The organism is Kitasatospora sp. NPDC001309 (genome assembly GCF_042896295.1).
Classification (GTDB): Bacteria; Actinomycetota; Actinomycetes; order Streptomycetales; family Streptomycetaceae; genus Kitasatospora.
Genome location: NZ_JBIAXC010000031.1, coordinates 36253 through 59641 on the forward strand (window position 1 = coordinate 36253; position 23389 = coordinate 59641).

Here is a 23389-nt window from a genome sequence, read left to right on the forward strand (position 1 = left end):
GGTGCCGCCGGGCACGACGGAACGCCGAGGACACTCCGTGCCTGCTGGGGACGGTGCCGAGCACGCAGAGAACACGCCGACGCGGTCGGGATGCCTAGCGTCGTCCAGGAGCCGGACCTGCTCACCACAGGGCTTCCGGCGAATGACCATCAGATGGTGTGAGGGAACGGGCGAAGAGATGAGCGGAACCGACGAGTTCGACCTCGTGGTGCTGGGCGCCGGTCCGACCGGGGAGAACCTCGCGGACCGCGCGCGGGCCGGCGGGCTGAGCGTGGCGATCGTCGAACGCGAGCTCGTGGGCGGCGAGTGCTCGTACTGGGCGTGCATGCCGAGCAAGGCGCTGCTCCGGCCGCCGGCCGCGCTGCGGGAGGCGCAGCGGCTGCCCGGTGCGAGGGCCGCTGTCACCGGCGGGCCGGACGCCGACGCGGTACTGCGGCGCCGGGACGACTTCGCCTCGCTGTGGCGGGACGACGGCCAGGTGGCCTGGCTGGACTCCGCCGGGATCACCCTGGTCCGCGGGCACGGCCGGCTGGACGGCGAACGGCGGGTGGTGGTGGACCTCCCCGGCTCCGGCCGCCGCACCCTGACCGCACGTCACGCCGTGGCCGTCTGCACCGGCACCGGTGCCGCCCTGCCCGACCTGCCGGGCATCGAGCACACGGGTGTGTGGACCAGTCGCGAGGGGACCAGCGCACCCGAGGCCCCCGGCCGGCTGGCCGTCGTCGGCGGCGGCGCGGTCGCCGTGGAACTGGCCACGGCCTGGAGTGCGCTGGGCAGCCGGGTGACCCTGCTGGTCCGGGGCGGGGCCCTCCTCCCCCGACTGGAACCCTTCGCCGGCCGGCTGGTGGCCGAGGCGCTCCGGGAGTCCGGGGTCGAGCTGCGCTTCGGGGTGTCGGTGGCCGGCCTGGCCCGGAACAACGGGGTCGTCCTGGACCTCGGCGAGCACGGTGAACTGCGGGCCGACGAGGTGCTGTTCGCCACCGGGAGGCGGCCCGCGACCGACGACCTGGGACTGGAGACGGTCGGACTGGAGCCCGGGGACTGGATCGAGGTGGACGACACCGGACTGGCCGTGGGCGTGACCGGCGGCTGGCTCTACGCGGCCGGCGACGTCAACCACCGCGCCCTGCTGACCCATCAGGGCAAGTACCAGGGACGGGTCTTCGGCGCCGTGATCGCCGACCGGGCGTCCGGGCGTGGGCTCGACCTGCTGCCCTGGGGGCGCAGCGTCGCGACCGCCGACCACGCGGCCGTGCCCCACGTGGTCTTCACGGACCCGGAGGTCGCCTCGGTCGGGCCCACCCTCGCCGAAGCAGCCGCGGCCGGCCGGCGCGTGCGGGCCGTCGACTACCGGATCGGCGACGTCGCGGGGGCCGCGCTGTACGCCGACGGGTACCGCGGGCAGGCCAGGGTCGTGGTCGACCTGGACCGCGAGACCGTGGTGGGGGCGACCTTCGTCGGGTCCGGGGTCGCGGAACTGCTCCACTCGGCGACCGTCGCCGTCGCCGGGGAGGTGCCGCTCGACCGGCTCTGGCACGCGGTCCCCGCCTACCCGACCATCAGCGAGGTCTGGCTACGCCTGCTGGAGGCCTACCGCGGCTGAGCGGGGCCGGACGGTCAGGCGTGGGCGGGGCCCGTCCTGGGGAACGGGCCCCGCCCGCTGCTCACGCCGCGGGCCCGGGGGTGACGACGAGGTGCTCGGCGAGGAACCAGACCTGGGCCTCGCCGGTGCGGATGACCTGCGAGACCAGGAGGTCCTGGGTGCCGTCGTCGCCGAGCCGCGCGGTGCGGGTGGCCGCGTCGCGGGCCTCCGCGAGGATGGCCTCGTGGGCGTCGAGGAGCCGCGAGAGCATCGCCGGTGCGTCCTCGACGCCGTCCGGCGGGCGCGGCACGCCGGTGATCTCGGCGGCGTGGCGGGGGTCGCCCACCGCGACGCCGCCCAGGCTCTGCACCCGCTCGGCCAGCTCGTCGACCAGGGCCAGCTGCTCCTGGGCGTGCTTGTCGAGAAGCAGGTGCAGCTGGTAGAAGGTCGGGCCGCGCATGCCCCAGTGGTGCTTCTTGTACAGCGCGTACAGGAACTGGGTGTCGGCGAGGACGCGGTTGAGCCGCTGGCACGAGTAGAGCCGGGCGTCGTGGGAGAGCGCGATCGGCAGCTGGGTGACGGTGCCGAAGGCCTGGATCTCGGGGGTGTGCTGGTGGAGGCGCGGCTGGCTGGTCACGGTGGTTCTCCCGGTCAGTGGGTGACGGTGCGGACGGCGGTGCGGATCAGGTCGGCGACCGGCTCGGGGTGGGCGAGCATGACCAGGTGCGAGGAGTCGACCTCGACGGTGGTCATCCCGGCCCGCCGGTAGCCGAACCGCTCGACCTCGGGGTTGATGGTCCGGTCGGCGGAGGAGACGAGCCCCCAGGACGGCTTGCTCCGCCACGCGGCGACCGGCGCGGCCTCGCCGAAGGCCGCGGCGGCGAGCGGGCGTTGCGAGACCGCGAGGACCCGGGCGAGTGCCGGGTCGACGTCGGCGGCGAAGATCGCCGGGAAGCGGTCGACCTCGACCGAGACGTCGGTGCCCCCGCCGTCCGCACCCTCCAGCGGGAAGGGCGTGTACACCAGCGCCGAGGCGAGCTCGGAGTCGGGGAAGCGGCCCTGCAGCTCGCCCAGGCTCTCCCCCTCCTCCAGGGCGTAACCGGCCAGGTACACCAGTGCCTTGACGTTCTCCTCGGCGCCGGCGACGGTGATCACGGCGCCCCCGTAGGAGTGTCCGACCAGCACAACGGGGCCGGGGATGCCCCGGACCACCGACGCGATGTAGGCGGCGTCGCCGAGCAGGCTGCGGTTGGGCACGGCCGGTGCCACCACCTCCAGTCCGTCGGCGAGCAGTTCGGGGACGACCCGGGCGAAGCTGGAGGCGTCGGCGAAGGCGCCGTGCACCAGCACGACGGTCGGGGTGTCGTGATTCGTCATTCCTGAGTCCTTGTTCCCGGGCCCCTGTTCCTGGGCCCTCTCGGTTGCGCGCTGCTGGTGGTCATCAGGCTAGGAACACGTAAGCGGGGCGCCTGTCCTGAGCGCGCACGCCCTCCTGCCGGTCCGCGCACCCCTCGCCGCTCCGGGGCCGAGGTCGTGGCCGCTGCCGTCCCCTCAGACGCCCGCGGCGGGGTGCTGGTCGGCCGGACCGGCGCCGCCGAGCTGCCAGTCGCGGGGCGTCATGCCGTACGCGGCGCGGAAGGCGCGGCTGAAATGGCTGGAGTTGGCGAAGCCCCAGCGCCTCGCGACGCCCGCCACACCCAGCTCCCCGGCCATCGGGCGCAGCAGGTCCCGGCGGCAGCGCTCCAGCCGCTGGGTCCGGATCCACCCGCCGACCGTGACCCCCTCGGGCTGGAACAGTTTGTGGAGGAAGCGGACCGACATGAAGTTCGCCGCCGCGATCCCGGCCGGTGACAGGTCCGGGTCGTAGAGGTTCCGCACGATGTGGGCCTTGACGCGCTCCAATGAGGCCGCGTTGCGCGGAGTCCGCGCCCGGGCGCGTTCGAGCCGCTCGTCGACGAGCTGGGCCACCAGGTCGAGCGCGGTGGCCGCCGCCCGGCGGCCGGCGGCTTCCTCCAACCCGCCTGCCTCGCGCGCCATTTGGGCGAGATAGGTCGCCACCAGCGCGGCGATGCCCTCGCTGCCGGTGAAGGCCGTCGCGGTCAGTGCCCGCAGGTCCCGCTCCGGCACGTCCAGGTCGGCGCGGGGGAACTGGAAGGAGGTGAAGGCGAATCCGCCGTCGAGCTTCTTGCGGAACAGGTGGGACGAATCGGTGAGGGAGAACTCGCCCGGCCTGATCAGCGCCTCCCGGCCGTCCTGCTCCTTGATCGCGCTGCCCCGCTCCTGGAGGCTGACGATGAGGGACCGCCGGTCGTCCTTGGCGATCAGGTGCTTGCCGCGCGACACCACCTGCGGCCCCGCCTGGACGCGGGAGATCCGCACCGGGCCGAGCTGGCGGCTGACGATCGTTCCGGGGGACGGCTCCTCCTCCAGCAGGTTCACCGCCATCGGCACGAAGGCACGGGACACCGCCTCGTGCCAGCACTCCGCGCGGTCGGCGGCGGACAGGGACGTGGTGGAGAGTTCGGTGGGCACGGGGTTCCTCCCGGATCGATCGGCCGTCGGAGCCGACAGTGCGGTCCCCGCCTCGCGGCCGAACTCGCGGCGGGGTTGGTCCGGGCAGCCCGGCGGCGGACGCCGACGTTAGCCGCCGCACCACGGCGTGGTGCGCTCTGCGCGTATCCGCTGTTGACTCTCCGCGCATCACCGCCCCGGCGGTCACCCCGGCCTCACAGGAACACCGGCCACACCAGGAGCACCGGCCTCAGGGACGGCGGTGCAACGCCACGTGCACGGTGTCGACGGCCTGGATCAGCGCGGCCCTGGCGGTGCCGGTGGGATGGCGCCCGTCGAGGAGGAGGAAGCCGTGCACGGCCCCCTGGTAGCGCGTCGCCACCACCGGAACGCCCGCCGAACGGAGCCTGGCCGCGTAGGCCTCGCCCTCGTCCCGCAGCACGTCGGCCTCGGCGGTGACCACGAGCGCCGGGGGAGCCCGGCGAGCTGCTCCGGGGTGGCCCGCAGCGGCGCGGCCGTGACCTCCCGCCGTCGGTCCACCTCGGGCAGGTAGTCGTCCCAGAACCGGCGCATGTGGTCACGGTGCAGGAAGTACCCCGTCGCGAACCGGCGGTAGGACGGGGTGTCGAAGTCCGCGGCGGTCACCGGGCACAGCAGTACCTGGTGCACCAGCCGGACATCCCCGCGCTGCCGGGCGAGCAGCGTCAGCGCCGCCACCAGGTTGCCCCCCGCGGAGTCGCCGACGGCGGCGATCCGGTCTTCCGCCAGGCCGACCTCACGGCCGTGCGCGTGGATCCAGCGGGCGACGGCGTAGCACTGCTCGACGGCCACCGGGTAGCGGGCCCCGGGGGCCCGGGCGTAGTCCACGTACACCACGGCGGCGTCGGTCCCCAGCGCGAACTCCCGGACCAGCCGGGCGTAGGCGGCGGCGTCGCCGAGCGACCAGCCGAGGCCGGGCAGGAACAGCACGACGGGGCTCGGCTCGGGGGCACCGACGGGTCTGGTCACCTGGACGTGCACCCGCCCGGTGGGTCCGCAGGGCAGGGCGAGCCGTTCCGTGGTGGTGCCGTACGGATCGTCCGGATCCCCGCCCGTCGCCTCCCCACCGACCGGCGCGCCGACGTCCCTCGCCTCGTCCCGCGCCTCGTCCGGGGCCAGGAGGGAGAGGTCCGGGAGCTCCGTCGCCGCCTGTCCGGCGGAGGTGTCCAGAAACTCCTGGAGCGCCCGGTCGAGCACCGGTCGTCGGAGGTGCGCGGGGGTGGTGTCGGACAACTCTTCGCTCCTGGCGTGATCGGACGGGCACGGGGTCGCGTGCCGGGCACCTGGTGGCCGCCGGGCGAGGTGCCGGCCGCGCCTCCCCGCGCCACGCGCACGCCGCCCGACCGTACGACCGCAGCGGCGGCCGTAGTGGCCTGTCCGTGCACGGATCCCGGCCGCGCCGGGCAGGTCCTCAGCCGGTGTCGGCGGTCCGGAGCGCGCGCCACTCGCGCGGTGAGACGCCGTAAGCGGCCCGGAAGGCCCGGCTGAAATGCGCCGGGTTGACGAAGCCCCAGCGTTGGGCGACCGCCGACACCGTCGGCGCGGTGCGACCCCGGCGGCCGAGCTCCCGGGCGCACGCGTCCAGCCGGCGCCGTTGGATGAGCCGGCTCACCGTCACGCCCTCGCCCTCGAACAGCCGGTGCAGGTACCGCACGGAGATGTGGTGGGCCCGTGCGATCGTCTCGGGCGACAGTTCCGTGTCGGCCAGGTTCCGGTCGATGTGCTCCCGCACCCGGCGCACCAGGTGCTCGTTCGGAGCGCCGGGCACCTCGGCCGTGTGCACGGCGGCCAGCTGGGCGACGAGCGTGCTCAGCATGTCGGCGACACTGCCGGGCAGCCGGTCACCGACCGGGGCCGGATAGGAGTGCGCGAACGCGGCAAGGGCGTTGAGGAAGGGCACCAGCACGGAGCCGTACCCCTCGGCCGGGGTGACGGCCGTACCCGCCACCTGCCGCAGCTCGTGCTCCGGCACGCCCAGCAACCGGCGCGGCAGGTGGAAGAGATGGGTGCGGAAACCCTCCGGGTAGTCGACCGAGTACGGCCGCGCCGTGTCGTACAGCACGAACCCGCCCGCCGACACCACCGCCCGCCGCCCGTCCTGCTCCAGCACGGCCCGCCCCGACACCTGCACCCCGACCCCCACCTGCGGCTCCGTCAGCGGGGCCCGGGCGATCAGCGCCGCCGTCCGGGAGACCCGCGCCGCGCCGGCCTCCAGCGTCGAGATCCGGACGTATCCGAGCCGGTGCGACGCGAGCCGGCCCGCGAGCGGCCGCCCGGCGAGCGGGACCACCTCGACCGGCACCAGTGTCCGTGACAGCTCCGCACTCCAGAGCGTCGCCGTCGCGTCCTCCGGAACCGACGCGGTCGTCACCTGCGAACCCACCTGACCGCCCTTTCGCCGAAACCCTGCCGATTCAGCCTGACCTCCGGGCCCAGGGGCCTGTTAAGTCATCTGACTGCCGAGCGGGTGCGGCACGGCGCGGGAGCCGAGCGGGCCGCCGGTCAGGCCGCCGGGACGGGCTGCAGCCGGTAGGCGTCGCCGTGGGCGACGACCCGGCCGGCGGTGGGCGGGGCGAAGTGGGTGCCCAGCAGCAGGGCGTCGGTGCCGGCCAGGGAGGCGAGCAGGGCGCGGCGGGTCGCCTCGGAGCGCTCGGGCTCGATGTCGACGCAGGCGCCGATCGCGGGGTGGGCGAGCTGCACCGGGTGGTGCACGCAGTCGCCGGTGATCAGCGCGGTCTCGCCGCGGTCGGCCAGTTCGACGGCGATGTGCCCGGGGGTGTGGCCGGGGGTGGGGATCAGCCGCAGGCCCGGGACGATCTGCACGCCCTCGGCCGGGACGTCGACCAGGTCGAGCTGTCCGGCCCGCTCGACCGGGAGGACGGAGTCGCGGAACATCTGCGCGCGGGCCTCGTCCATGTCGTACCCGGCCCAGAACTCCCGCTCGGCGCGGGCGGTGAGGTAGCGGGCGGCGGGGAAGGTCGGCACCCACGCGCCGTCCTCCCACCGGGTGTTCCAGCCGACGTGGTCGGCGTGCAGGTGGGTGAGGACCACCAGGTCGACGGTCTCCGGCGCGAACCCGGCCGCGGTGAGGCGCTCCAGGTAGTCGGTGCGCAGGTCGTGCCAGGCCGGGTTGGCGCGCTGCTTGCCGTTGCCGATGCCGGTGTCGACCAGCACCCGCAGCCCGTCCACGACGAACGCGAAGCTGTGGCTGTCGAGGTGGAGGACGCCGTCCTGGCCGGCGAAGTCGGGGCGCAGCCAGTCGTGGCCGGCCACCACCTCGGGGGTGGCGTCGGGCAGCAGCCAAGGCCCGGTCGCCGGCGGCAGCGGGACTTCGTCGATGCGGTGGACGGTGAGGTCGCCGACGGTCCAGGAGGGGGCGGTGGCGGGGGTGGCGGTGGCGGGGGTGGCGGTGGCGGGGGTGGCGGAGGGGGTCTGCACGGTCGGTCGTTTCCTTTGCGGTTCGGTGGGCTGTACGTCGGTGGGTGTTCGTCAGCGGTCGGGGTGGGCCGCGGCCGCCCGGCGCCGTGACCCGGCGAGGGCCGCGAGGGCGGCCACGGCGAGCAGGGCGGCGACGGCGGCGTAGGCGTGGGAGGTGGTCCCGAGCCCGTACTGCCGGGTGGCGGCGCCCGCGGCGATGGCGGGCAGGCTCATGGAGAGGTAGCTGAGCACGTAGTACGCGGCGAGGGTCGCGGCGCGGTCCCGTTCGGCGAGCGGGGCGAGGAGCAGGCGCAGGGTCCCCTGGGAGACGGCGCCGAAGGCCGCGCCGGCCAGGGCCGCGCCGCCGTGGACGGCGGGGGCTCCGGCGCCGTGCAGTCCGGCCAGGGCGAGGGGCGCGGCCGGCAGGACGGCGAGGCAGCCGAGGGTGACGGCGGTACGGGGGTCGGCGCGGCGCAGGGCCCACACGGTGAGGGTCGCGGTGGCGCTGAGGGTGAAGAAGACCATGCCGCGGGCCGCCTGCGGGGCCTCGGGGGCGGCCAGGCGCACCAGGCCCGGACCGAGGGAGGAGTAGAAGCCGCCCAGGGCCCAGACGGCGACGACGGCGGTGCCGGTGGTCAGCAGGGTGCGACGCGCCGCGGGCGGGAGGGCGAGTCGCGGGCGCAGCGACCGCAGCCCGCCCGGGTGGCGGCGGGCCGTCTCCGCGGTGAAGGCGACGGCGGTCGCCTGGGCCGCGAAGAGCGCCGCCAGCAGCAGGTAGACGGTGGTGGTGGGGGCCGGGGCGAAGCGGACGAGGAGGGTGGAGCCGAGGACGCCCGCCGCCATGCCGGCGACCGGGGCGATGGTGTTGGTCAGGGCGGAGCGTCCGGGGTGCCGGGGGTCCGCCAGGTCGAGGAGGCGCGCGCCGGCGGCGCTGGTGGCCACGCCGGTCGCCGCTCCTTGCAGGAGGCGGGCCGCGGTCAGGGAGCCGGCGCCGTCCGCCGAGGCCAGGAGCAGCATCGAGGCGGCCTCCGCGAGGAGTGCGCCGGCCAGTACGGGGCGCCGTCCCAGGTGGTCGGAGAGCGCGCCGGTGGTGAGCAGGGCCGACAGCAGGGCCAGGGAGTACGCGGCGAACACGACTGTGACGGCGAGCGCGGAGAGGCCCCAGCGGTCCTGGTAGAGGGGGTAGAGCGGGGTCGGGGCGCTGGAGGCGGCCAGCAGGGCCGCCAGGACGGACGCGTCGAGGGCGAAGGTCGCCGCGCGGTTCCTCCGGTGGGCGGAGGCGCGCGCCACCGGGCCGGTCAGACGGCCGGTCGGACGGCCGGTCAGGGGGCCTGACAGAAGGCCGGACATGGGACTCCCTCCCGTAAAAGCAATGTGTTTGCGTTAAGTGACGATAGAACCTACAGTCGCACTAACGCAAGCCGTTAGCTTTTAGCTTCTCGGCGGGGCGCTCCGCCGTTCCCGCCCGACCGGAAGAGGGATCCTCCAATGTCCTCGCCCGCCCTCACCCCGCCCGAGGCCGCCCGCTGGGCCACCCTGGCCGGACTCCCGCTGCCCGACGACCGCCACGCCGAGGTCGCGGCCACCGCCGAGCACATCCGCTCCGTCGTCGCCGTCCTGCGCGAACTGGACTTCGGCGACACCCCGCCCGGCAGCGCCTACCGCGCGACGCAGGAGCACGCGGGCCACCAGGAGCCGGAGCAGGAGCCGGAGCAGGAGAAGAAGGAGAAGAACGATGCAGCCGCATGAGCTGACCCTCGCCGAGGCCGCCGAGCAGATCCGGGAGCGGCGACTGTCCCCCGTCGAACTGGTCGACTCCGTCCTCGACCGCATCGAGCGGGTGGAGCCGCAGCTCGGGGCCTATGTCACGGTCACCGGGGAGCAGGCCCGCGCCGCGGCCCGCGAGGCCGAGCGGGAGATCGCCCGGGGCCACCACCGGGGGCCGCTGCACGGCGTCCCGGTCGGCCTCAAGGACCTGATCGACGTCGCCGGCCTGCCGACCACGGCCAGCTCCCGGGTCCGCGCCGACCACCGCGCGAGCGCCGACAGCACGGTCACCGCCCGGCTGCGGGCCGCCGGCGCCGTCCTGGTCGGCAAGACCCACACCCACGAGTTCGCCTACGGCCTGACCACCCCGCAGACCGGCAACGCCTGGGACGCCTCCCGGGTCGCCGGCGGCTCCAGCGGCGGGTCCGCCGTCGCGGTGGCGGCCGGGGCGGCGACCTTCGCGCTCGGCACCGACACCGGCGGCTCGATCCGGGTGCCCGCCGCGCTCAACGGCGTGGTCGGCCTCAAGCCGACGTACGGCCTGGTGCCCCGGCACGGCGTCACCTCGCTGTCCTGGTCCCTCGACCACGTCGGGCCGATCACCCGCACCGTCGAGGACGCCGCCCTCGTCCTGACCGCCCTCGCCGGGCACGACCCGCGCGACCCCGCCTCGCTGGACACCCCCGCCGTCGACCACCGGCCGCAGCGGGCCCTCGACCGGGCCGCGGACCTGACGGGCCTGCGCGTCGGCGTGCCGACCAACCACTACTTCGACCACGTCGACCCGGAGGTGGCGGATGCCGTCCACCGAGCCGTCGGCCACCTGGCGGAGCTCGGCGCCCGGCCCGTCGAGGTCGACATCCCGCTGACCCGCTACCTCCAGGCCACCCAGTGGGGCCTGATGGTGCCGGAGGCCACCGCCTACCACGCGCGCACCCTGCGCACCGTCCCCGAGCTGTACGGGGCGGACGTGCGGGTCCTACTGGAGGCCGGCGAGCTGCTCGGCGCCGGCGACTACCTGCGCGCCCAACGCGCCCGGACCCTGATGCGCGGCGAGTGGGCCCGCGTCCTGGAGGAGGTCGACGTGATCGCCGCCCCGACCGTCCCGATGACCGCGGCCCGGGTCGGCCAGGCCACCGTCACCTGGCCCGACGGCACGATCGAGGGCGTCTCCGACGCCTACGTCCGCCTCTCCGCCCCGGCGAACATCACCGGGGTGCCCGCCCTGTCCGTCCCGGCCGGCCACGACACGGCGGGCCTGCCCATCGGCCTCCAACTGCTCGGACACCCCCTCGACGAGCGGACCCTGCTGCGGGTGGGCCACGCCTACGAGCGGACGCAGCCGGAGCCGACGCAGCCGGAGCGGGCACAGCCCGCCCGGGCACTCGCGAGCCGGGCCGACCTGCCGAGCGAGCCCCGCTGACCGGGCGTTTCGTCCCTGACTTCTGGGTTCTGGCACAGATCTTGGGGAGCGGTCGCGGAACGTCACCTTGGTGTTCGATTGCGAGGGGCTGGGTCGCGTGAGACCGCGTACGCCTGGCTGCCCGGCAGCCGGAAGTGACGCTCCATCACCTCCTTTGTGGTATCTGCCGTGGTCGGCCGGTGGCGGTGATCGTGCTGGTCATGCAGACCACTGCATCGTTCTGGGACTCGCTCGTGTTCGACGGGATCGACGACTTGGACGTCGAGGCGGTGACCGCCTTGTTCGGTACGGTCGAGGTGGTGGCGCGGGGCCGGGGTGCCGGGGTGCCGGGGTGCCGGGGCGGAGTGTCCGGACTGTGGCCGCTTCTCGGACCCGGTGCACGACCGATATCGCCGCAGATTGAAGGATCTTCCGCTCGCTGAGCAGGGCTTCGTGATCCGGTTGGTGGTCCGGCGTTTCATCTGTGGGGCGGCGGACTGTCCGCGTCGGACGTTTGCTGAGCGGTTCTCGCGGCTGGCTGCCCCGTACGCACGGTTCACCACCCGGCTCAACCATGCCCTGGAGCGCGAGGGCTCGCGCTCGCCGGTCGGGCCGGCGCCCGGCTGGCAGCCCAGCTGGGCTTCGGCGCGGGAAGGATGACCTTGTTGCGCAGGGTCATGGCATTGCCCGATCCCGCGTTCAGCACGCCGCGTGTGGGCGTGGACGATTTCGCGATCCGTCGTGGCCAGACCTACTCCACCGTCTTGACCAGCGTCGAAGACCACCGCGTGGTCGATGTGCTCCCGACACGTGAGGCCGGGCCGCTGGCTGCGTGGCTGGTCCGTCACCCCGGCGTGGAGATCATCTGCCGGACCGGGGGGGCGCCTCCGCCGAAGGCGCACGGCGCGGTACCCCTGACGCTCTGCAGGTCGCTGACCGGTTCCCTCTGTGGCAGGGCCTCGGCCGGGCCGTGGAGACCTGCGTCGCCGCCCACCGCGACTGCCTGCGCAACCCATCGCCCAGCAGCATGCTGCCGGAGGCCACCGGACTTGCTTCCGGTCGACCGCAGGACGACTCGGAGCCCGTCGGCCGACGTGCCGAGAGAAACAAGGCGGCACATGCCCAGGTTCACGAGCTCCTGGCCCAAGGCCACTCACGCCGGGCGATCGCCCGACACTTGGGCTGGGGCCTCAACACCGTCCTCCGGCACGCGAACGCCGCACGCTGGCAGGACACCATCCGCGACACCGCCCCCGGCCCAGCAGACTGGACCCCTACAAGCCCTACCTGGAGCGACGCTTCGCCGCGGGATGCACCAGCGTCACCCACCTCCACAGTGAACTCGTTGCCGACAACGCGCCCGTCACCTACCAGATGGACCGCTCCCGCATCACCACCCTCCGCGGGGCTCCGGCCGGCGCGCCGCCGCGACCGCCGACGGTGCGGCAGGTGACCGGCTGGCTCACCCGACACCCCTCGACCCTGAACGAGGAGGACCGGGCCGGCCTGAAGGAGGTCCTGGCCCGCTACCCCGAACTGGACAAGGCCGCCGGACACGTCCGCGACTTCGGCGAGATCCTCACCGACCGCCTCGGCTCCACACTCCCCACCTGGATCGACGCAGTCGACGCCAGCCAGCTACCGGGCCTCACCGGCTTCGCACTCCACCTGCTCCGAGACCTCGACGCCGTGACAGCAGGGCTCACTCTCGACTGGAGCTCCGGCAGCATCGAGGGCGCCGTCAACCGCATCAAGAAGATCAAGCGGCAGCTCTACGGTCGCGCCGGCTTCGAGCTGCTCCGCAAGATGATCCTTCTCCAGTAACACTTCGCGATGTTCCCCAAGAGCCGCGCGAGAACCGGACAGCAGGAACCCCTGCCGCGGCGGGCATATAGCCAGTGCATGCAGGTACCCAGCCGTGGCAGGATGACCTCATGTTGATCCGAAAGGGCGATGCCGCGTAGGCGTCCCAAGGCCGTCCGTGCAGAGCGGTGGCGGCCACGATGGCAGTATCCGGTCCTGAGGGTCCCTGGTGTCTCCGCGCGGACTCGTGCTGCGATCCGCCGGGTCGAGGACCAGGAGATGTGGCCCAACGCGGTCGCCAAGGCAATCTGGCGTTTCGAGTGGGCGCTTAAGCAGCCCGGACGCTACCTGGACGCCTCCGCGTTTGATTCGCCGGGGGTGGGAGATGCCCGTGATGACCTGGAGTGGGCGATGCTGCACCTGCCGCCCGGAGCCAAACGGGACTTGGGCCGATTGATCGCGCGTATCGATGAGGAATTCGAGCGCCGCACCTTGCCGGAGCCCAACTACAGTGAGTGGGCGATGACGCGCTGGTGGTGGACCAGAATGCGTGAACGCTGACGGTCTCCAGGGTCGTGGCCCTCCCTGCAATCGAACGAACCTGTCACCTTCCGCGGCCGCTCCCCAAGATCTGTGCCAGAACCGAGTTCTGAGGTCAGGTTCCATGCCAGGTGGGGGTGGCTTCGCTGGTGAGTCAGCGGGTCATGAGGTTGATCATCGCCACGTGGACCATGGCTTCGGAACGGGCGGGGGAGGGCTTCGTGGTCTCGGGCCAGGCGGCGGTGGTTCATGAGCCAGCCGAAGGTGCGTTTCTGTGGAATCCACGATGTCACGTGGGCGGTGTGGGTTCTGTCAGTGGGATCGGCTTGGATGAGGCACATGTCTGTCCATGAAGTAACCCGTCAGCTGCCGGAGATCTCTACCGTTCGGGATCGCTCCCGCGCCATGGCCGTCCTGGACGCCATCCTGAGCCCGGACTGGGAGTCCCGGTTCTACTCGTTCGACTCCCGGTGGTCGCCGACCGAGGAGATGGCCTCGATGCGTGACGGGTGCGGTAACGACTACTCGATCGTCTTCTCGCCGGCGGGCGCGTATGCCCGTGGCTTCGATCATGAGTCGCCGATGAGTCCGTATCGGGTCACGCCCCCGGTCCCGTGGCCCGGGTTGTTCGACGGGGTGCCGGCGGCATTTCTCCACCACGTTGCGGAGCCTGCGTTCAGCGAAGAGGACGGGACACCGCGGGCAACCGTGTGCTTCTGGCGTGAACAGGCAGGCTCCGCGTGGAGGGCCGGGGCCATCGAGCCCCTGCCGGCGGGGGTGGAGGACGGCGGCAGCGCGGAATGGTTGTTCGACGTTCTGACCGATGGCCGTCCCGAGGCATATCAACAGTTCGCGGAGGAGTACTACGAGGTCGCGGTCGACATCGAGGCCGTTCGTCACGTCTATGCGCTGCGACCTCTCACCCAGAGCGTCGTATCCGCACTGAACCCGGATGTCGACCTCGCCGATCTCGACGATGATCTGACGCAGATCGGATATCCCGTCCCGGGGCCGGAAACGGGCCCCGGGACCTCGTGATCACGTTCGGGCAGGCCCGTGCCTCACCTCGACGACGGACAGCAGGGCCGCCGTGGCTGGCACGCCGATCTGACGCGGAACCTGACCTCCGAACCTCGGGACGAAAACTCCCTGGACCGCCCGACCCGCCTCGGCCAAGATCCTCACGTGACCACCTACCTCGAGTCCGAGCGCCTGATCCTCCGCCCCTTCGCCGCCGCCGATGCGGACCTGCTGATCGAGCTGGACAGCGACCCGGCGGTGATGCGCTACCTGAACGGCGGCACTCCAACCCCGCCGGAGGAGGTCCGCGACCTCGCCATCCCCAGCATCCTCGCCGGCTACGAGCGCTGGAATCATGACCTCGGTCTGTTCGCCGCGCACGAGAAGGACAGCGGCGCGTTCGTCGGCTGGTTCTGCCTGCGCCCGCGGCGCAGCGGCCCGCGCGAGGAGGCCGAACTCGGCTATCGGTTGCGCCAGGCGGCCTGGGGCCGGGGCTACGCCACCGAAGTCTCGCAGGCGCTGCTGGTGAAGGGGTTCGGCGAGCTCGGCATCCGCATGGTCTGGGCCGAGACGATGACCGTGAACCGCCCTTCGCGCAACGTCATGGAGAAGCTCGGGATGACGCTCGCGGAGAACATCCCCACGCCGGACTTCATGATGGCGGTCGAGGGTTCCGAGCTCGGCGGTGTGCGGTACGAGATCACGAAGGAGCAGTGGGAGCGGCGGCAGGCGTAGGCGGCGCGAGGCTGGTGCCGGCCCGAAGCATCGTCCGGTGTGCGTCGACCGGGTGCCGGCCACGCTCGCGCACCTGGGACACGCTCTTCCGCACTCGGCCCTGGCTGCGCTGTCAGGAGTGGACCGCTCCATGCTGTCCGCCGCGATCCGGCAAGGCAGTGGCGCAGCGCTAAACCGGCCGCCTCGAATACTTCGCCGAGACCCAAGCCGCCATAGCCGGCCTGGTCTCCGACCGGTCAGCCCGCCGGGCCACCCGCAGGACGAACAAAGAACTCGTCCTCGCCGCCGACGCCCGCCCGACGTCCTGCCGATCGATCCCAGGCGGATTGGGAACTGCTCAGTCACGCAGACCGTGTATCACCCGGGCCGGAACTCTCGCACTCGATTCAAGGCCCCCAATGAGACGTCCGCTAAACGCAAGAACTGTGCTTTAAAGTGGAGTCATGAGCCGCAAGCAGATGGTCCGCCCCGGCGGGCGCAGCGCCCGGGTCCAGGCCGCGGTGCACTCCGCCGTCCGCGAACTCCTAACCGAGGTGGGCCGGGACGCGCTCACCGTCCCCCTGGTTGCCCAGCGCGCCGAGGTCACCCCGTCGACGATCTACCGCCGCTGGGGCGACCTCGCCGAGCTGCTGTCGGACGTCGCCGTGGAACGTCTGCGCCCCGACGGCGCGCCGGCCGACCACGGCGACCTGCGCGCCGACCTCACCGCCTGGGCCGAACAGTTCCTCGACGAGATGGCCTCCCCCTCGGGCCGCGCCTACACCCGCGACGCCCTGCTCGGCGACCCGGACGGCAGCAACGCCGGCCAGTGCTCCGCCTACGCGGCCGAACAGCTCGACGCCGTCCTCACCCGGGCCACCGACCGCGGCGAGCCCGCCCCCGACGTCGAGACGACCATGGACCGGGTCGTCGCCCCCCTGATGTACCGCATCCTCTTCCGCCCGTCCGGCCTCGACGCCACCTACGCCCAGCGCCTGGTGACCGACCTCCTCGACACCCCCGGGGCGGACCGCACCTGACCTGCCGGGGACGGGCCGGTCAGGTGCGGTCCGGGGCCCCGGGGTCGGGGCGGTCCAGCTCCGCCCTGGTCCTCAGGAACCCGAGGTACGCGGGATCCTCCCCCTCGAAGACCTCGGCCCCGGCACCCATGTACGCCCTGATCAACTCATCCGCAGCACGGTCGTGGTCGCCCAGTTCGAAGGCGGTCTGCCCCAACCGGAGGTGGACGTACGGATTGCCGAGCCCCCCGGGGCACTGGACGGCGTTCCGGAAGCACTTGTGCGCCCGGTCGTGGACGCCCAGCCGGAAGTGCACGTCCCCGATCGCGACGTAGATCCAGGTGGCCGCCGCCCACTGCCGGTGATCGCCCGGCAACAGCCGCAGGGCCTCGACGTAACGCTGCTTGGCCTCGACCAGTTCCGCCGCCCCGAGCAGCGCATCCCCCTCCCGGCACAACCGCCCGATCTCGCCGTGGACCTCCTCGGGCAACTCCATGCCCACCCTCCCGCCTTCCCGCGCCACACTCGCGTTCACACTCGCACGCACCTCGACCGTAGATCACCGCCCCGCCGCCGGGCCCCGACGGGGGCACGGTTGGTCGACGACAACACCCCCACCAAGGTTTTCCGCCGCGTTCGCCGGCCCTCGGGGCGGGCGTCATACGACCTTCTCCGGCGATTCAACTCTCTTGCTGGAGAATAAAGTTGGCGAAATCACCACTCCTCGCCGCACCGTCGGTTGACCGCCCGCACCGCCCGGCGATTGGCTCTCCCCGGTGCCCGCCGTCCGGAAGCGGCGGGCGGTCGCCCCGGGGAGGACACTCCGTCATGCATCCCGTCAATCGCCGCTTCGCCGGCTCCGCCACCGCCCTCGCGGCCGCCACCGCGCTGGCCCTGACCGCCGCCGCACCGGCCCTGGCCACCGCCCCCGCGCAGGCCGGCCAGGAGGCGCGTCGGTCCGCCACCGTCCCGGTCAGCGTCACGCCGAACGGCGCCCAGGCGAACAGCCAGGCCCAGTCGGGGGCCGTCAGCGCCGACGGCCGCTCCGCGGTGTTCACCTCCGCGGCGACCGACCTGGTCGCCCAGCCGTCGAAGGGGGGCACCGACGCGTTCCTGCGGGACCTCGTCGACGGCCGCACCGAGCGGGTCGACCTCGCCGACGACGGCTCCGCGCTCAGCGGCGTCACCGTCGGCGTGGCGGTCTCCGCCGACGGCCGGTACGTCGCCTTCGACACCACCGCCGCGAACGTCGTCCCCGGCGCCCCCGCCCCGGGCCGGGAGAACGTCTACGTCCGCGACCGCCTGACCGGGCACACCCGGCTGGTCAGCGCCCCGCAGGGCACCCCGGACCCCGATCCCGGCCACAGCGCGTCGGCGCCGTCCATGAGCGCCGACGGCCGCTACGTCGCCTACGTCTCCGACCGCACCGACCTCGTCCCGGCCGCCGCACCCGCACCCGCACCCGCAGCGACCACGACGGACAGCGGCGAGCGGCTCCGCCTCCCGAACTACGACTCGAACGTCTACCTCACCGACCTGTGGACGCACACCACCCGGGTGGTGTCCGCCACCGCCGCCGGCGCCGCCTCCCGGGGCCAGTCCGTCAACCCGACGATCAGCGCGGACGGCCGCACCCTCGGGTTCAGCTCGAACGCCACCGACCTGGGCGTCACCGGCGCCCCCGCGCACCGGGCCGACCCGGCCCCGTCGCCGGCCTCGGGGCGGATGCGCGCGGGCACCTACTACACCTACGACGTGCGGTCGCACGCCGTCCTCCCGGTCAGCTACGACCCCACCGGGCACGTCAGCCCCGACGCGACCCTGGACGCGACGCTCAGCCCGAGCGGGCGGTACGCCGTCTACGGCCTGACCGTCCCCGTCGGCGCCCCCGGCGGCGACCGGTACCAGGACCAGCTCTTCGCCCGAGACCTCCATACGGGCGCCCTCATCCCCCTCACCGCCGGCCTGCCCGGCACGGTCTCGACCGCCACCTCCGACAGCGCCCAGGTGACCGGCGACGACCACTGGGCGTACTTCGACTCCTCCGCCACCAACCTGGTGCCCGGCGCACAGCACGAGCACTGGGACGTGTACCGCTACGACCTGCGCACCGGCCGCGTCGAGCGGGTCTCCGACGCCGCGGACGGCTCGCTCGGCAACGGCGACTCCACCACCCCGCACGTGGACGCGCACGGCGGCACCGTCCTGTTCGAGTCCACCAGCCGCAACCTGGTGGCGGGCCCGAGCGCCCCGCCCGCGCCCACGGACCACCAGGTCTTCGCCAGGCGCCCGGCGCACTGACCCCGTCGACCACCTGAGCCCGTCCCGCACCCGGCCCCACCAGCCCCCGCCCCGCCCGCCTGCCCGCCTGCCAGCCCCCGTCCCGCCCGCCGCACCCGCCGCACCCGAAAACCGTGCGACGGCAGGGGCGGCGGGCAGGTTGAATGACCGGCATGTCCAGCGCACCGCAGACTCCCGCCGAAACCGTCGACCACCTCCTCGCCGAGCTCGATCCGCTCGCCCACCCGGCCCGGATGCGGCGGCTCGCCGCCTGGACCAGGGAGCTGCGCCACGGCAACTATCCGGAGCAACTCCGCCCGCTGCTGGCCGAGTTGGACACACGCGGCGCCTACGGTCGAGGACTGGCCGGAGTCGCCGCCACGATCGCCGAGGACGCCGCCTTCGTCGCCGCCCGGCTCACCGATCCCGACCCGGCCGTCAGCCGCCAGGCCTTGAAAGCCGCGCTCCACCTGCCCGTCCCGGACGAGGCGCTGGCCGCGGCGCTGGCCGACGCGCCGGCCGTGCTGCGCCACCGGCTCACCGCCCACATCGTGTCCCGCGGCCGCACCGAGCTGGCGGAACGGCTGCTGGACTCCTTCCGGCAGTCCTGGGGGACGCGGCGGCCGCCAGGCTGCTGCCCGGCTGCGGGCCCGGCACCGTGGCCGAGCTCCTGCCCGGACTGTTCCCGGCCTTCACCAACTGGCACCAGCTGGCCCGCCGCCACCCCGACCTGCTGCTGGACGAACTGGCCCGGCAGCTCGCCGAGTTGCCCGAGTCGGCCCGTACCGCCTGGTGGTACCGCAACGGGGACGCCCTGGCAGCCGTGGCCGGGAACCGGCCGGAGCGGGTGCTGGACCTGCTGGAACGCCACTGCCCCACCCGCCTGCCACAGCCGATGCAGCAGTGCCTGGGCCGGCTGCTGACCGCCGCGCCCGGCCGGACCATCCGGCTGGTCACCGTGCCCGAGCGGGCCGCCACCGCGTCGATCTCCCGCAGCGCGCTGACCCGGGCCGCCCGGCTCGACACGCCCGAGCTGGCGGACCTGGCCCGGGCCTGGAGCACCGCCCCGATGTGGCTCGCCCGGCTGCTGCGCGCCCTGCCGCCGTCCCGCCGCGAGGCGTTCTACGACCACGCCACCGCCGACCGGGACCAGGGCCACCACGACCTGTCCGAGGCCGTGCTCGACGCGCTGCCCCGCCGTCGGGCGCAGGCCGAGGCCCGGCGGATGGCCGAACAGGCCGCCGAGCGCGGCGCCGCGTGGTCCGTCGTGCTGGCCCACGTCGCCCACCTGCCGGTGGCCGAGACCCGGCCGCGGCTGCTCGCGGCCACCCGCCGGCCCGCCGCGGAGGACCGGGCGCTGGCCTACCCGCTGCTGGTGCGCAACGCGGCCCGCTCGGGCGACGCGGCGGCGGTCGGGGAGCTGCTCGCCGAGCTGGCGCGGCTGCGCAACGAGCAGGACCCGGTCCGCTCCCCCGACCTGGTCGCGCTGGCGGCCGTCCCGCCCGCGCTCCTCACCGGCGCGGCGGCCGACGCCCTCACCCGGATCGTCACCGACGCCGTCGAGGCCCGGGACACCTCCTGGCACACCCGCCAGGCACTCTCCGAGCTCGCCCTCGGGGTGCTGCGCGAGCACGCCACGAGCGGCGAACAGGCCCTGCTGGGCTGGGCCCTGGCCGCCCTGCGGCAGCTCTCCGGGGCGCTCGGCAGTATTCCGCTGGGCCGGCTGGACACCACGCTGCGGCGCGGCCAGGAGGTCCAGGTCTTCGAGGCGCTGCGGCCGTGGCTGACGGCCGGCGCGGACAAGGTCGACCACACCCTGACCTTCGCCCTGGCCGGGGCCCTGGGCCGACGCGCCCACCGCCTGCCCGAACTGCAGGAACTCCTGTGGGAGGCCGTCCAGTTCGGCGACAACGCGACCGTCCGGCAGGCCGTCGGCCACTGGCTCGCCGACCCGGCGACCCGGGGCGAGCGGGTGGCCCGGGTCCTGGACCTGGAGCCCTCGGCCGCCGTCCTGCCACAGGTGCTCGTCGTGCTGGCCCGACAGCGCACCGACCTGCTCGACACCGTGCTCGGCGCCACCCCGCCGTACGGGCGCTTCCTGGCGGCGGGGTCCCGCTGGCTGCCGCCGACCGACGGGATCGAGTGCTGGGCGCCCCGGCAACGCGCGGCCGCCGCGCGCCTGTTGGCCGGGGCGGCGGACGACGCCTCGCTGCCCGTGCACACCCGGGCCGGGCACCTGCGCACCCTGGCGGCGATCCCCGAACTCGGTTTCGCCACCGTCCACCGGTACGCCGAGTCCCCGGACACGGTGCTCGCCGAGGCCGCGCTCGGGGCCCTGGTCCGGACGGACCGGCCCGCCGAGGCACTGCCGTTGCTGCTGGCCCACGCGGGCGACGACCGGGCCCGGGTGGCCCTGTACGCGGCCGGGCGGGCCGCCGGCTTCGTCGCGCCCTCGCGACTGGCACCCGTGCTGCGGGAGGCGCTGCTGCCCGGACCGGCCGGCAGCGCCGGGACAGCCGACAGCGCCGGGACGGCCGCCGGCGGCGGGGCGAAGGTCACCAGCCGCAAGGAACTGGTCCGCCTGGTCGCCCGCCTGCTACCGTTGGAGACCGCGCTCACGCTCCTCACCGAGGTGCACGACCGGCCCGAACAGCACCGCGACGTACGGGCGGCCGCCGTGGCCGCCGCCGTCAAGCTGCTCCCCGCGCCCGCGGCCTGGCGGATGCTCGACGGGGCCGCGGCGGGCCCGCCCGTCACCCGGACCGCGGTGCTGCGCACCCGCCCGCTGGACCTGCCTGCCGCCGACCGCCCCCGCTACGCCGCCCTGGTGAGCCGGGTGGCGGGCGGTGACGACCCGGAGACCGCCCAGGCCGCGCTCGACCGGCTGGTCTCCTGGGCGCCCTGGTACCCCGAGGCGGAGGACCTCCTGCTGGCGGGCACCGTCGACCTCGCCAACCGCTCCTCCTGGCGGGCCTCGGCGAGCGGTCTCGTGGTGCTGGCCACCGGCGGCACCGGCCGCCGACTGACCGAGGCCCTGACGGGGCTGCTGGCGGGCGAGCACACGGCGGCGGACGAGCTGGACGCGACGGCCGACCGCGACCGGCCGGCCCGGCAACGGATCGACTTCCTGGCGGCCCCACTCGGCGTGGGCGTGGGCGACCGCCCCACCGCGGCAGCCGTCGCAGCGGCCCGGGACGCAGCCGAACTCCTCACCACGGCCCCCGATTTCGCACCCCTCGCCCTGCGCCTGCGGGCCGCCGCCCTGGACCTCGACGCGCCGTACGACAGCCTGCTCGCCGAGCTCGACGCGCTGGCCACCCTCCACGCCGACCGCCCGCCTGACGGCTGTGGCAGCATGCGGCCATGCCCTTCCCGCACCCCGACGGCGACTACGCGATCACCGTGATGTACTCCGTCCCGGACGACGCCTGGTATCTGGAACTGCACCTTGTCGCCGATCAACGAGCTCTTGTGACCGCCGTCGTCCCCGATGAGGACCCGGTGCGGGAGCCAGCGCTGTGCTTCGATCCCCAGAGCGGGCACCTGGACATCCCGTACGTGGTCATGCGCTGGTTCATGGATCAGGTCGAGGAGGAGATCCGAACGTCTCGCGCCTGGATGCGGTTGCGGCCCGAGCTTGTCGAGATCATCCACAAGCTGCGCCAGGAGTACCTGGGTGCCATCGATGATGACGACTTCCCCCGTGTCCTGGCGGAGGTGCGCACCGCTGTCCCAGCGGCCGACCTCCCCGACGTCCTCGCATCTGCCTTCGGGCGGAAGCCGGACGGCACCCCCGTGGGCTCCTGACCTCGTCGCGACGGGACGGGCATCAATGAACCGGCCTGAAGAGGAGATCACGCATCCCCGAGCGTGCCTGAGGCAGTGGACTCGCCGAGTTCCGCGAGAGGTTCGCAGATCCGGCTGGAGGTCGCGGTGTGCCGTTCGACCTCACGAGGCCAGCCGCGTTCGACCGCGTCCTGGACCAGCTCGTGCTCGCGGACCAGCCGCTCCCTCAGTCGCGGAACGTACTCGCTGGTGGTGAAGAACTTCGAGCACCGTAGGTAGAGGTCGCATTCGCACGGTCCTTCGGCCGGGGTGCGCAGGCAGTGGCCGAGTTCGAGTTCGGTCTTGAAGAAGTTGGTCTTCAGCCAGTGGACGGTTTCCTCGCCGAGCTGGTTGGCCAGGAGTGCCTCGGCGGCCGGGCCAGCGATGCGTCCGCCGGCAGCGATGACCTTTTCGTACTGCTCTTTGAGCACGGGGTCGCTGATGTGCGAGTAGGTTGCTGACATCTGCGCGCTGCGGTGGCCCAGGATGGCCATGATGGTCTGGATCTGGGCACCGCCCTCGGCGAGCTGGGTGCCGACGGAATGCCGGAACCTGTGCGCGGTGACTGTGTGGTTTCCGTCGCCGTCGAGGAGCCCGGCCTTGCGGCAGGCGATCTCCAGGGCGTCGTCGAAGAGGAAGAACCTGCCCATCGGCTTGCCTCGGCGCATGAACACGTAGCGGACCGGCCGCTGGGCCCACGGGTCGTGGCGGGCGGCGGCGTTGCCGGCCTTGGCGGTCTCGATCAGGCTCCGCAGTGCGTCGGCGGCCTGCGGGTGCAGCGGGATCATGCGTTCGGTGTAGGTCTTGCCGACAGGGATCCGTAGCCGGGGATAGCCGTCGGGATAGGCGTCGAGGTGTCGACGGTCAGCCAATTCCCCAGGTCAAACGCCAGACAATTCCCCACCCTCTCGCGTCTGGCCGGTGATCTGAAGGCGGTCCCGGAGGCGCTCAGTCGTCCTCCGCGCCTGCACTGGCTTCCCATGCGGCAGTGACACATCCTTCTTCCCAGTGCCACCGACCCTGCGCCTCGCCGTGTTCCAACAGCGTTCGGATCCGCTGGATGTCCGCTTCCGGCGGGATCTTCAGCGCGACCATCCGGAACTGCTCGATGCCCTCGCCGGTGGCGCCGAACTGGTGGAAGGTCTCCAGCACGGTCTGCCGGGCAGCGGCAGAGCCGCCGCCCTCGAGCACGATCAACCGGATGGTGCAGTTCTCCGAGGCATGAACGGTCTCCGTTGCCCAGCGCAGGCCGTCATCATCGACGCTCACGCGGATGACGTCGCCGCTCGCGACGCCGCGGACGAACCAGGGGGTGTTGTCGAGACGCACCGTTCCGTCGCCAAGGTCCACTGCCCACAGGCTCTCGACGCTTGCCGGCGGCCAGCCGTCCTCGTCGACCTCCATCCGGAAGTGGACCTTCACCTGGGCGTCGCTGATGTTCGTCACCGCACCATCATCCACGTGGGCCGG

General features: G+C 73.5%; 22 protein-coding genes and 2 pseudogenes. 13 read left to right on the forward strand and 11 right to left on the reverse strand.

Annotated elements, in window-relative coordinates; all coding sequences use genetic code 11:
• Positions 1-178: 178 nt before the first annotated feature.
• A complete protein-coding gene (locus ACFY2K_RS27720) occupies positions 179-1603 on the forward strand; it encodes a dihydrolipoyl dehydrogenase family protein (RefSeq protein WP_387714958.1) in 1425 nt (474 codons plus the stop codon).
• 61 nt (positions 1604-1664) lie between these two features.
• Here ACFY2K_RS27720 and ACFY2K_RS27725 read toward each other — a convergent pair whose 3' ends face one another.
• The 7 genes and pseudogenes from ACFY2K_RS27725 to ACFY2K_RS27755 all read right to left on the reverse strand — a co-directional run bounded on the left by ACFY2K_RS27725 (position 1665) and on the right by ACFY2K_RS27755 (position 8899).
• Positions 1665-2219, reverse strand: a complete 555-nt coding sequence (locus ACFY2K_RS27725; RefSeq protein WP_380521801.1) for a Dps family protein — start codon at positions 2217-2219, stop codon at positions 1665-1667.
• Between the two features lie 14 nt (positions 2220-2233).
• The gene (locus ACFY2K_RS27730) at positions 2234-2959 is read right to left on the reverse strand and encodes an alpha/beta fold hydrolase (protein ID WP_380521799.1); all 726 of its coding nucleotides are present in this window, start codon (positions 2957-2959) and stop codon (positions 2234-2236) included.
• Positions 2960-3133: 174 nt separating this feature from the next.
• A complete protein-coding gene (locus tag ACFY2K_RS27735; RefSeq protein ID WP_380591962.1) occupies positions 3134-4114 on the reverse strand; it encodes a helix-turn-helix domain-containing protein in 981 nt (326 codons plus the stop codon).
• A 229-nt stretch (positions 4115-4343) separates the two neighbouring features.
• Positions 4344-5329, reverse strand: a pseudogene (locus tag ACFY2K_RS27740) (alpha/beta hydrolase).
• A gap of 214 nt (positions 5330-5543) precedes the next feature.
• Positions 5544-6503 carry a helix-turn-helix domain-containing protein gene (locus ACFY2K_RS27745; RefSeq protein ID WP_387714962.1) on the reverse strand — a complete coding sequence of 320 codons (960 nt, stop codon included), beginning with the start codon at positions 6501-6503 and terminating at the stop codon, positions 5544-5546.
• Positions 6504-6634: 131 nt separating this feature from the next.
• Positions 6635-7570, reverse strand: coding sequence for an MBL fold metallo-hydrolase (locus tag ACFY2K_RS27750; RefSeq protein ID WP_387714965.1), 936 nt, complete (start codon positions 7568-7570; stop codon positions 6635-6637).
• 51 nt (positions 7571-7621) lie between these two features.
• Positions 7622-8899 carry an MFS transporter gene (locus tag ACFY2K_RS27755; protein ID WP_387714968.1) on the reverse strand — a complete coding sequence of 426 codons (1278 nt, stop codon included), beginning with the start codon at positions 8897-8899 and terminating at the stop codon, positions 7622-7624.
• Between the two features lie 138 nt (positions 8900-9037).
• Between ACFY2K_RS27755 and ACFY2K_RS27760 the strand changes: the two genes are divergently transcribed.
• From ACFY2K_RS27760 to ACFY2K_RS27785, 6 genes are all read left to right on the forward strand, one after another.
• Complete coding sequence (locus ACFY2K_RS27760; RefSeq protein ID WP_387714971.1) at positions 9038-9298, forward strand: hypothetical protein; 261 nt, start codon at positions 9038-9040, stop codon at positions 9296-9298.
• Positions 9285-10739, forward strand: a complete 1455-nt coding sequence (locus ACFY2K_RS27765) for an amidase (RefSeq protein ID WP_387714974.1) — start codon at positions 9285-9287, stop codon at positions 10737-10739. The genes ACFY2K_RS27760 and ACFY2K_RS27765 overlap by 14 nt, the downstream gene beginning before the upstream one ends.
• A gap of 179 nt (positions 10740-10918) precedes the next feature.
• On the forward strand, positions 10919-11161 hold the full coding sequence (locus ACFY2K_RS27770; RefSeq protein ID WP_387715076.1) for a hypothetical protein: 243 nt from the start codon (positions 10919-10921) through the stop codon (positions 11159-11161).
• Positions 11115-11378 carry a hypothetical protein gene (locus tag ACFY2K_RS27775; protein ID WP_380642201.1) on the forward strand — a complete coding sequence of 88 codons (264 nt, stop codon included), beginning with the start codon at positions 11115-11117 and terminating at the stop codon, positions 11376-11378. Before ACFY2K_RS27770 ends, ACFY2K_RS27775 begins: the two co-directional genes overlap by 47 nt.
• Positions 11379-12167: 789 nt before the next feature.
• Positions 12168-12542 carry a transposase gene (locus tag ACFY2K_RS27780; protein ID WP_380642203.1) on the forward strand — a complete coding sequence of 125 codons (375 nt, stop codon included), beginning with the start codon at positions 12168-12170 and terminating at the stop codon, positions 12540-12542.
• Positions 12543-12800: 258 nt separating this feature from the next.
• Positions 12801-13082, forward strand: coding sequence for a hypothetical protein (locus ACFY2K_RS27785; RefSeq protein WP_375884166.1), 282 nt, complete (start codon positions 12801-12803; stop codon positions 13080-13082).
• A gap of 133 nt (positions 13083-13215) precedes the next feature.
• Here the strand turns inward: ACFY2K_RS27785 and ACFY2K_RS27790 are convergent.
• A pseudogene (locus ACFY2K_RS27790) lies at positions 13216-13330 on the reverse strand (IS5/IS1182 family transposase); the annotation flags it as partial.
• A 136-nt stretch (positions 13331-13466) separates the two neighbouring features.
• On the opposite strand from ACFY2K_RS27790, the gene ACFY2K_RS27795 reads away from it, so the two are divergent.
• The 3 genes from ACFY2K_RS27795 to ACFY2K_RS27805 all read left to right on the forward strand — a co-directional run bounded on the left by ACFY2K_RS27795 (position 13467) and on the right by ACFY2K_RS27805 (position 15835).
• Positions 13467-14099: a hypothetical protein gene (locus ACFY2K_RS27795; protein WP_380521783.1), complete on the forward strand. Its 633-nt coding sequence runs from the start codon at positions 13467-13469 to the stop codon at positions 14097-14099.
• 147 nt (positions 14100-14246) lie between these two features.
• Positions 14247-14816: a GNAT family N-acetyltransferase gene (locus ACFY2K_RS27800; RefSeq protein WP_380521781.1), complete on the forward strand. Its 570-nt coding sequence runs from the start codon at positions 14247-14249 to the stop codon at positions 14814-14816.
• Positions 14817-15274: 458 nt separating this feature from the next.
• The gene (locus ACFY2K_RS27805) at positions 15275-15835 is read left to right on the forward strand and encodes a TetR/AcrR family transcriptional regulator (protein WP_380521913.1); all 561 of its coding nucleotides are present in this window, start codon (positions 15275-15277) and stop codon (positions 15833-15835) included.
• A gap of 19 nt (positions 15836-15854) precedes the next feature.
• Here the strand turns inward: ACFY2K_RS27805 and ACFY2K_RS27810 are convergent, their stop codons facing one another.
• The gene (locus ACFY2K_RS27810; RefSeq protein ID WP_380521779.1) at positions 15855-16310 is read right to left on the reverse strand and encodes a tetratricopeptide repeat protein; all 456 of its coding nucleotides are present in this window, start codon (positions 16308-16310) and stop codon (positions 15855-15857) included.
• 332 nt (positions 16311-16642) lie between these two features.
• Here ACFY2K_RS27810 and ACFY2K_RS27815 point away from each other — a divergent pair, with 332 nt between their 5' ends.
• From ACFY2K_RS27815 to ACFY2K_RS27825, 3 genes are all read left to right on the forward strand, one after another.
• Positions 16643-18115, forward strand: a complete 1473-nt coding sequence (locus ACFY2K_RS27815) for a hypothetical protein (protein WP_380592413.1) — start codon at positions 16643-16645, stop codon at positions 18113-18115.
• 637 nt (positions 18116-18752) lie between these two features.
• Positions 18753-21500 carry a hypothetical protein gene (locus tag ACFY2K_RS27820; protein WP_387714981.1) on the forward strand — a complete coding sequence of 916 codons (2748 nt, stop codon included), beginning with the start codon at positions 18753-18755 and terminating at the stop codon, positions 21498-21500.
• Positions 21458-21901, forward strand: coding sequence for a hypothetical protein (locus tag ACFY2K_RS27825; protein ID WP_380521774.1), 444 nt, complete (start codon positions 21458-21460; stop codon positions 21899-21901). The genes ACFY2K_RS27820 and ACFY2K_RS27825 overlap by 43 nt, the downstream gene beginning before the upstream one ends.
• A gap of 47 nt (positions 21902-21948) precedes the next feature.
• Here the strand turns inward: ACFY2K_RS27825 and ACFY2K_RS27830 are convergent, their stop codons facing one another.
• Positions 21949-22791, reverse strand: a complete 843-nt coding sequence (locus ACFY2K_RS27830; RefSeq protein ID WP_380521772.1) for a tyrosine-type recombinase/integrase — start codon at positions 22789-22791, stop codon at positions 21949-21951.
• A 76-nt stretch (positions 22792-22867) separates the two neighbouring features.
• Positions 22868-23365, reverse strand: a complete 498-nt coding sequence (locus ACFY2K_RS27835) for a DUF4265 domain-containing protein (RefSeq protein WP_380521770.1) — start codon at positions 23363-23365, stop codon at positions 22868-22870.
• Positions 23366-23389 lie beyond the last annotated feature (24 nt).

Excerpts from the sequence above, each read along its gene's own strand:
- ACFY2K_RS27720 (WP_387714958.1), top strand. The coding sequence starts at position 179 with ATGAGCGGAACCGACGAGTTCGACCTCGTGGTGCTGGGCGCCGGTCCG.
- ACFY2K_RS27730 (WP_380521799.1), bottom strand. The coding sequence starts at position 2,959 with ATGACGAATCACGACACCCCGACCGTCGTGCTGGTGCACGGCGCCTTC.
- ACFY2K_RS27755 (WP_387714968.1), bottom strand. The coding sequence starts at position 8,899 with ATGTCCGGCCTTCTGTCAGGCCCCCTGACCGGCCGTCCGACCGGCCGT.
- ACFY2K_RS27760 (WP_387714971.1), top strand. The coding sequence starts at position 9,038 with ATGTCCTCGCCCGCCCTCACCCCGCCCGAGGCCGCCCGCTGGGCCACC.
- ACFY2K_RS27765 (WP_387714974.1), top strand. The coding sequence starts at position 9,285 with ATGCAGCCGCATGAGCTGACCCTCGCCGAGGCCGCCGAGCAGATCCGG.
- ACFY2K_RS27785 (WP_375884166.1), top strand. The coding sequence starts at position 12,801 with ATGTGGCCCAACGCGGTCGCCAAGGCAATCTGGCGTTTCGAGTGGGCG.
- ACFY2K_RS27795 (WP_380521783.1), top strand. The coding sequence starts at position 13,467 with ATGGCCGTCCTGGACGCCATCCTGAGCCCGGACTGGGAGTCCCGGTTC.
- ACFY2K_RS27805 (WP_380521913.1), top strand. The coding sequence starts at position 15,275 with ATGGTCCGCCCCGGCGGGCGCAGCGCCCGGGTCCAGGCCGCGGTGCAC.
- ACFY2K_RS27810 (WP_380521779.1), bottom strand. The coding sequence starts at position 16,310 with ATGGAGTTGCCCGAGGAGGTCCACGGCGAGATCGGGCGGTTGTGCCGG.
- ACFY2K_RS27815 (WP_380592413.1), top strand. The coding sequence starts at position 16,643 with ATGCATCCCGTCAATCGCCGCTTCGCCGGCTCCGCCACCGCCCTCGCG.
- ACFY2K_RS27825 (WP_380521774.1), top strand. The coding sequence starts at position 21,458 with ATGCCCTTCCCGCACCCCGACGGCGACTACGCGATCACCGTGATGTAC.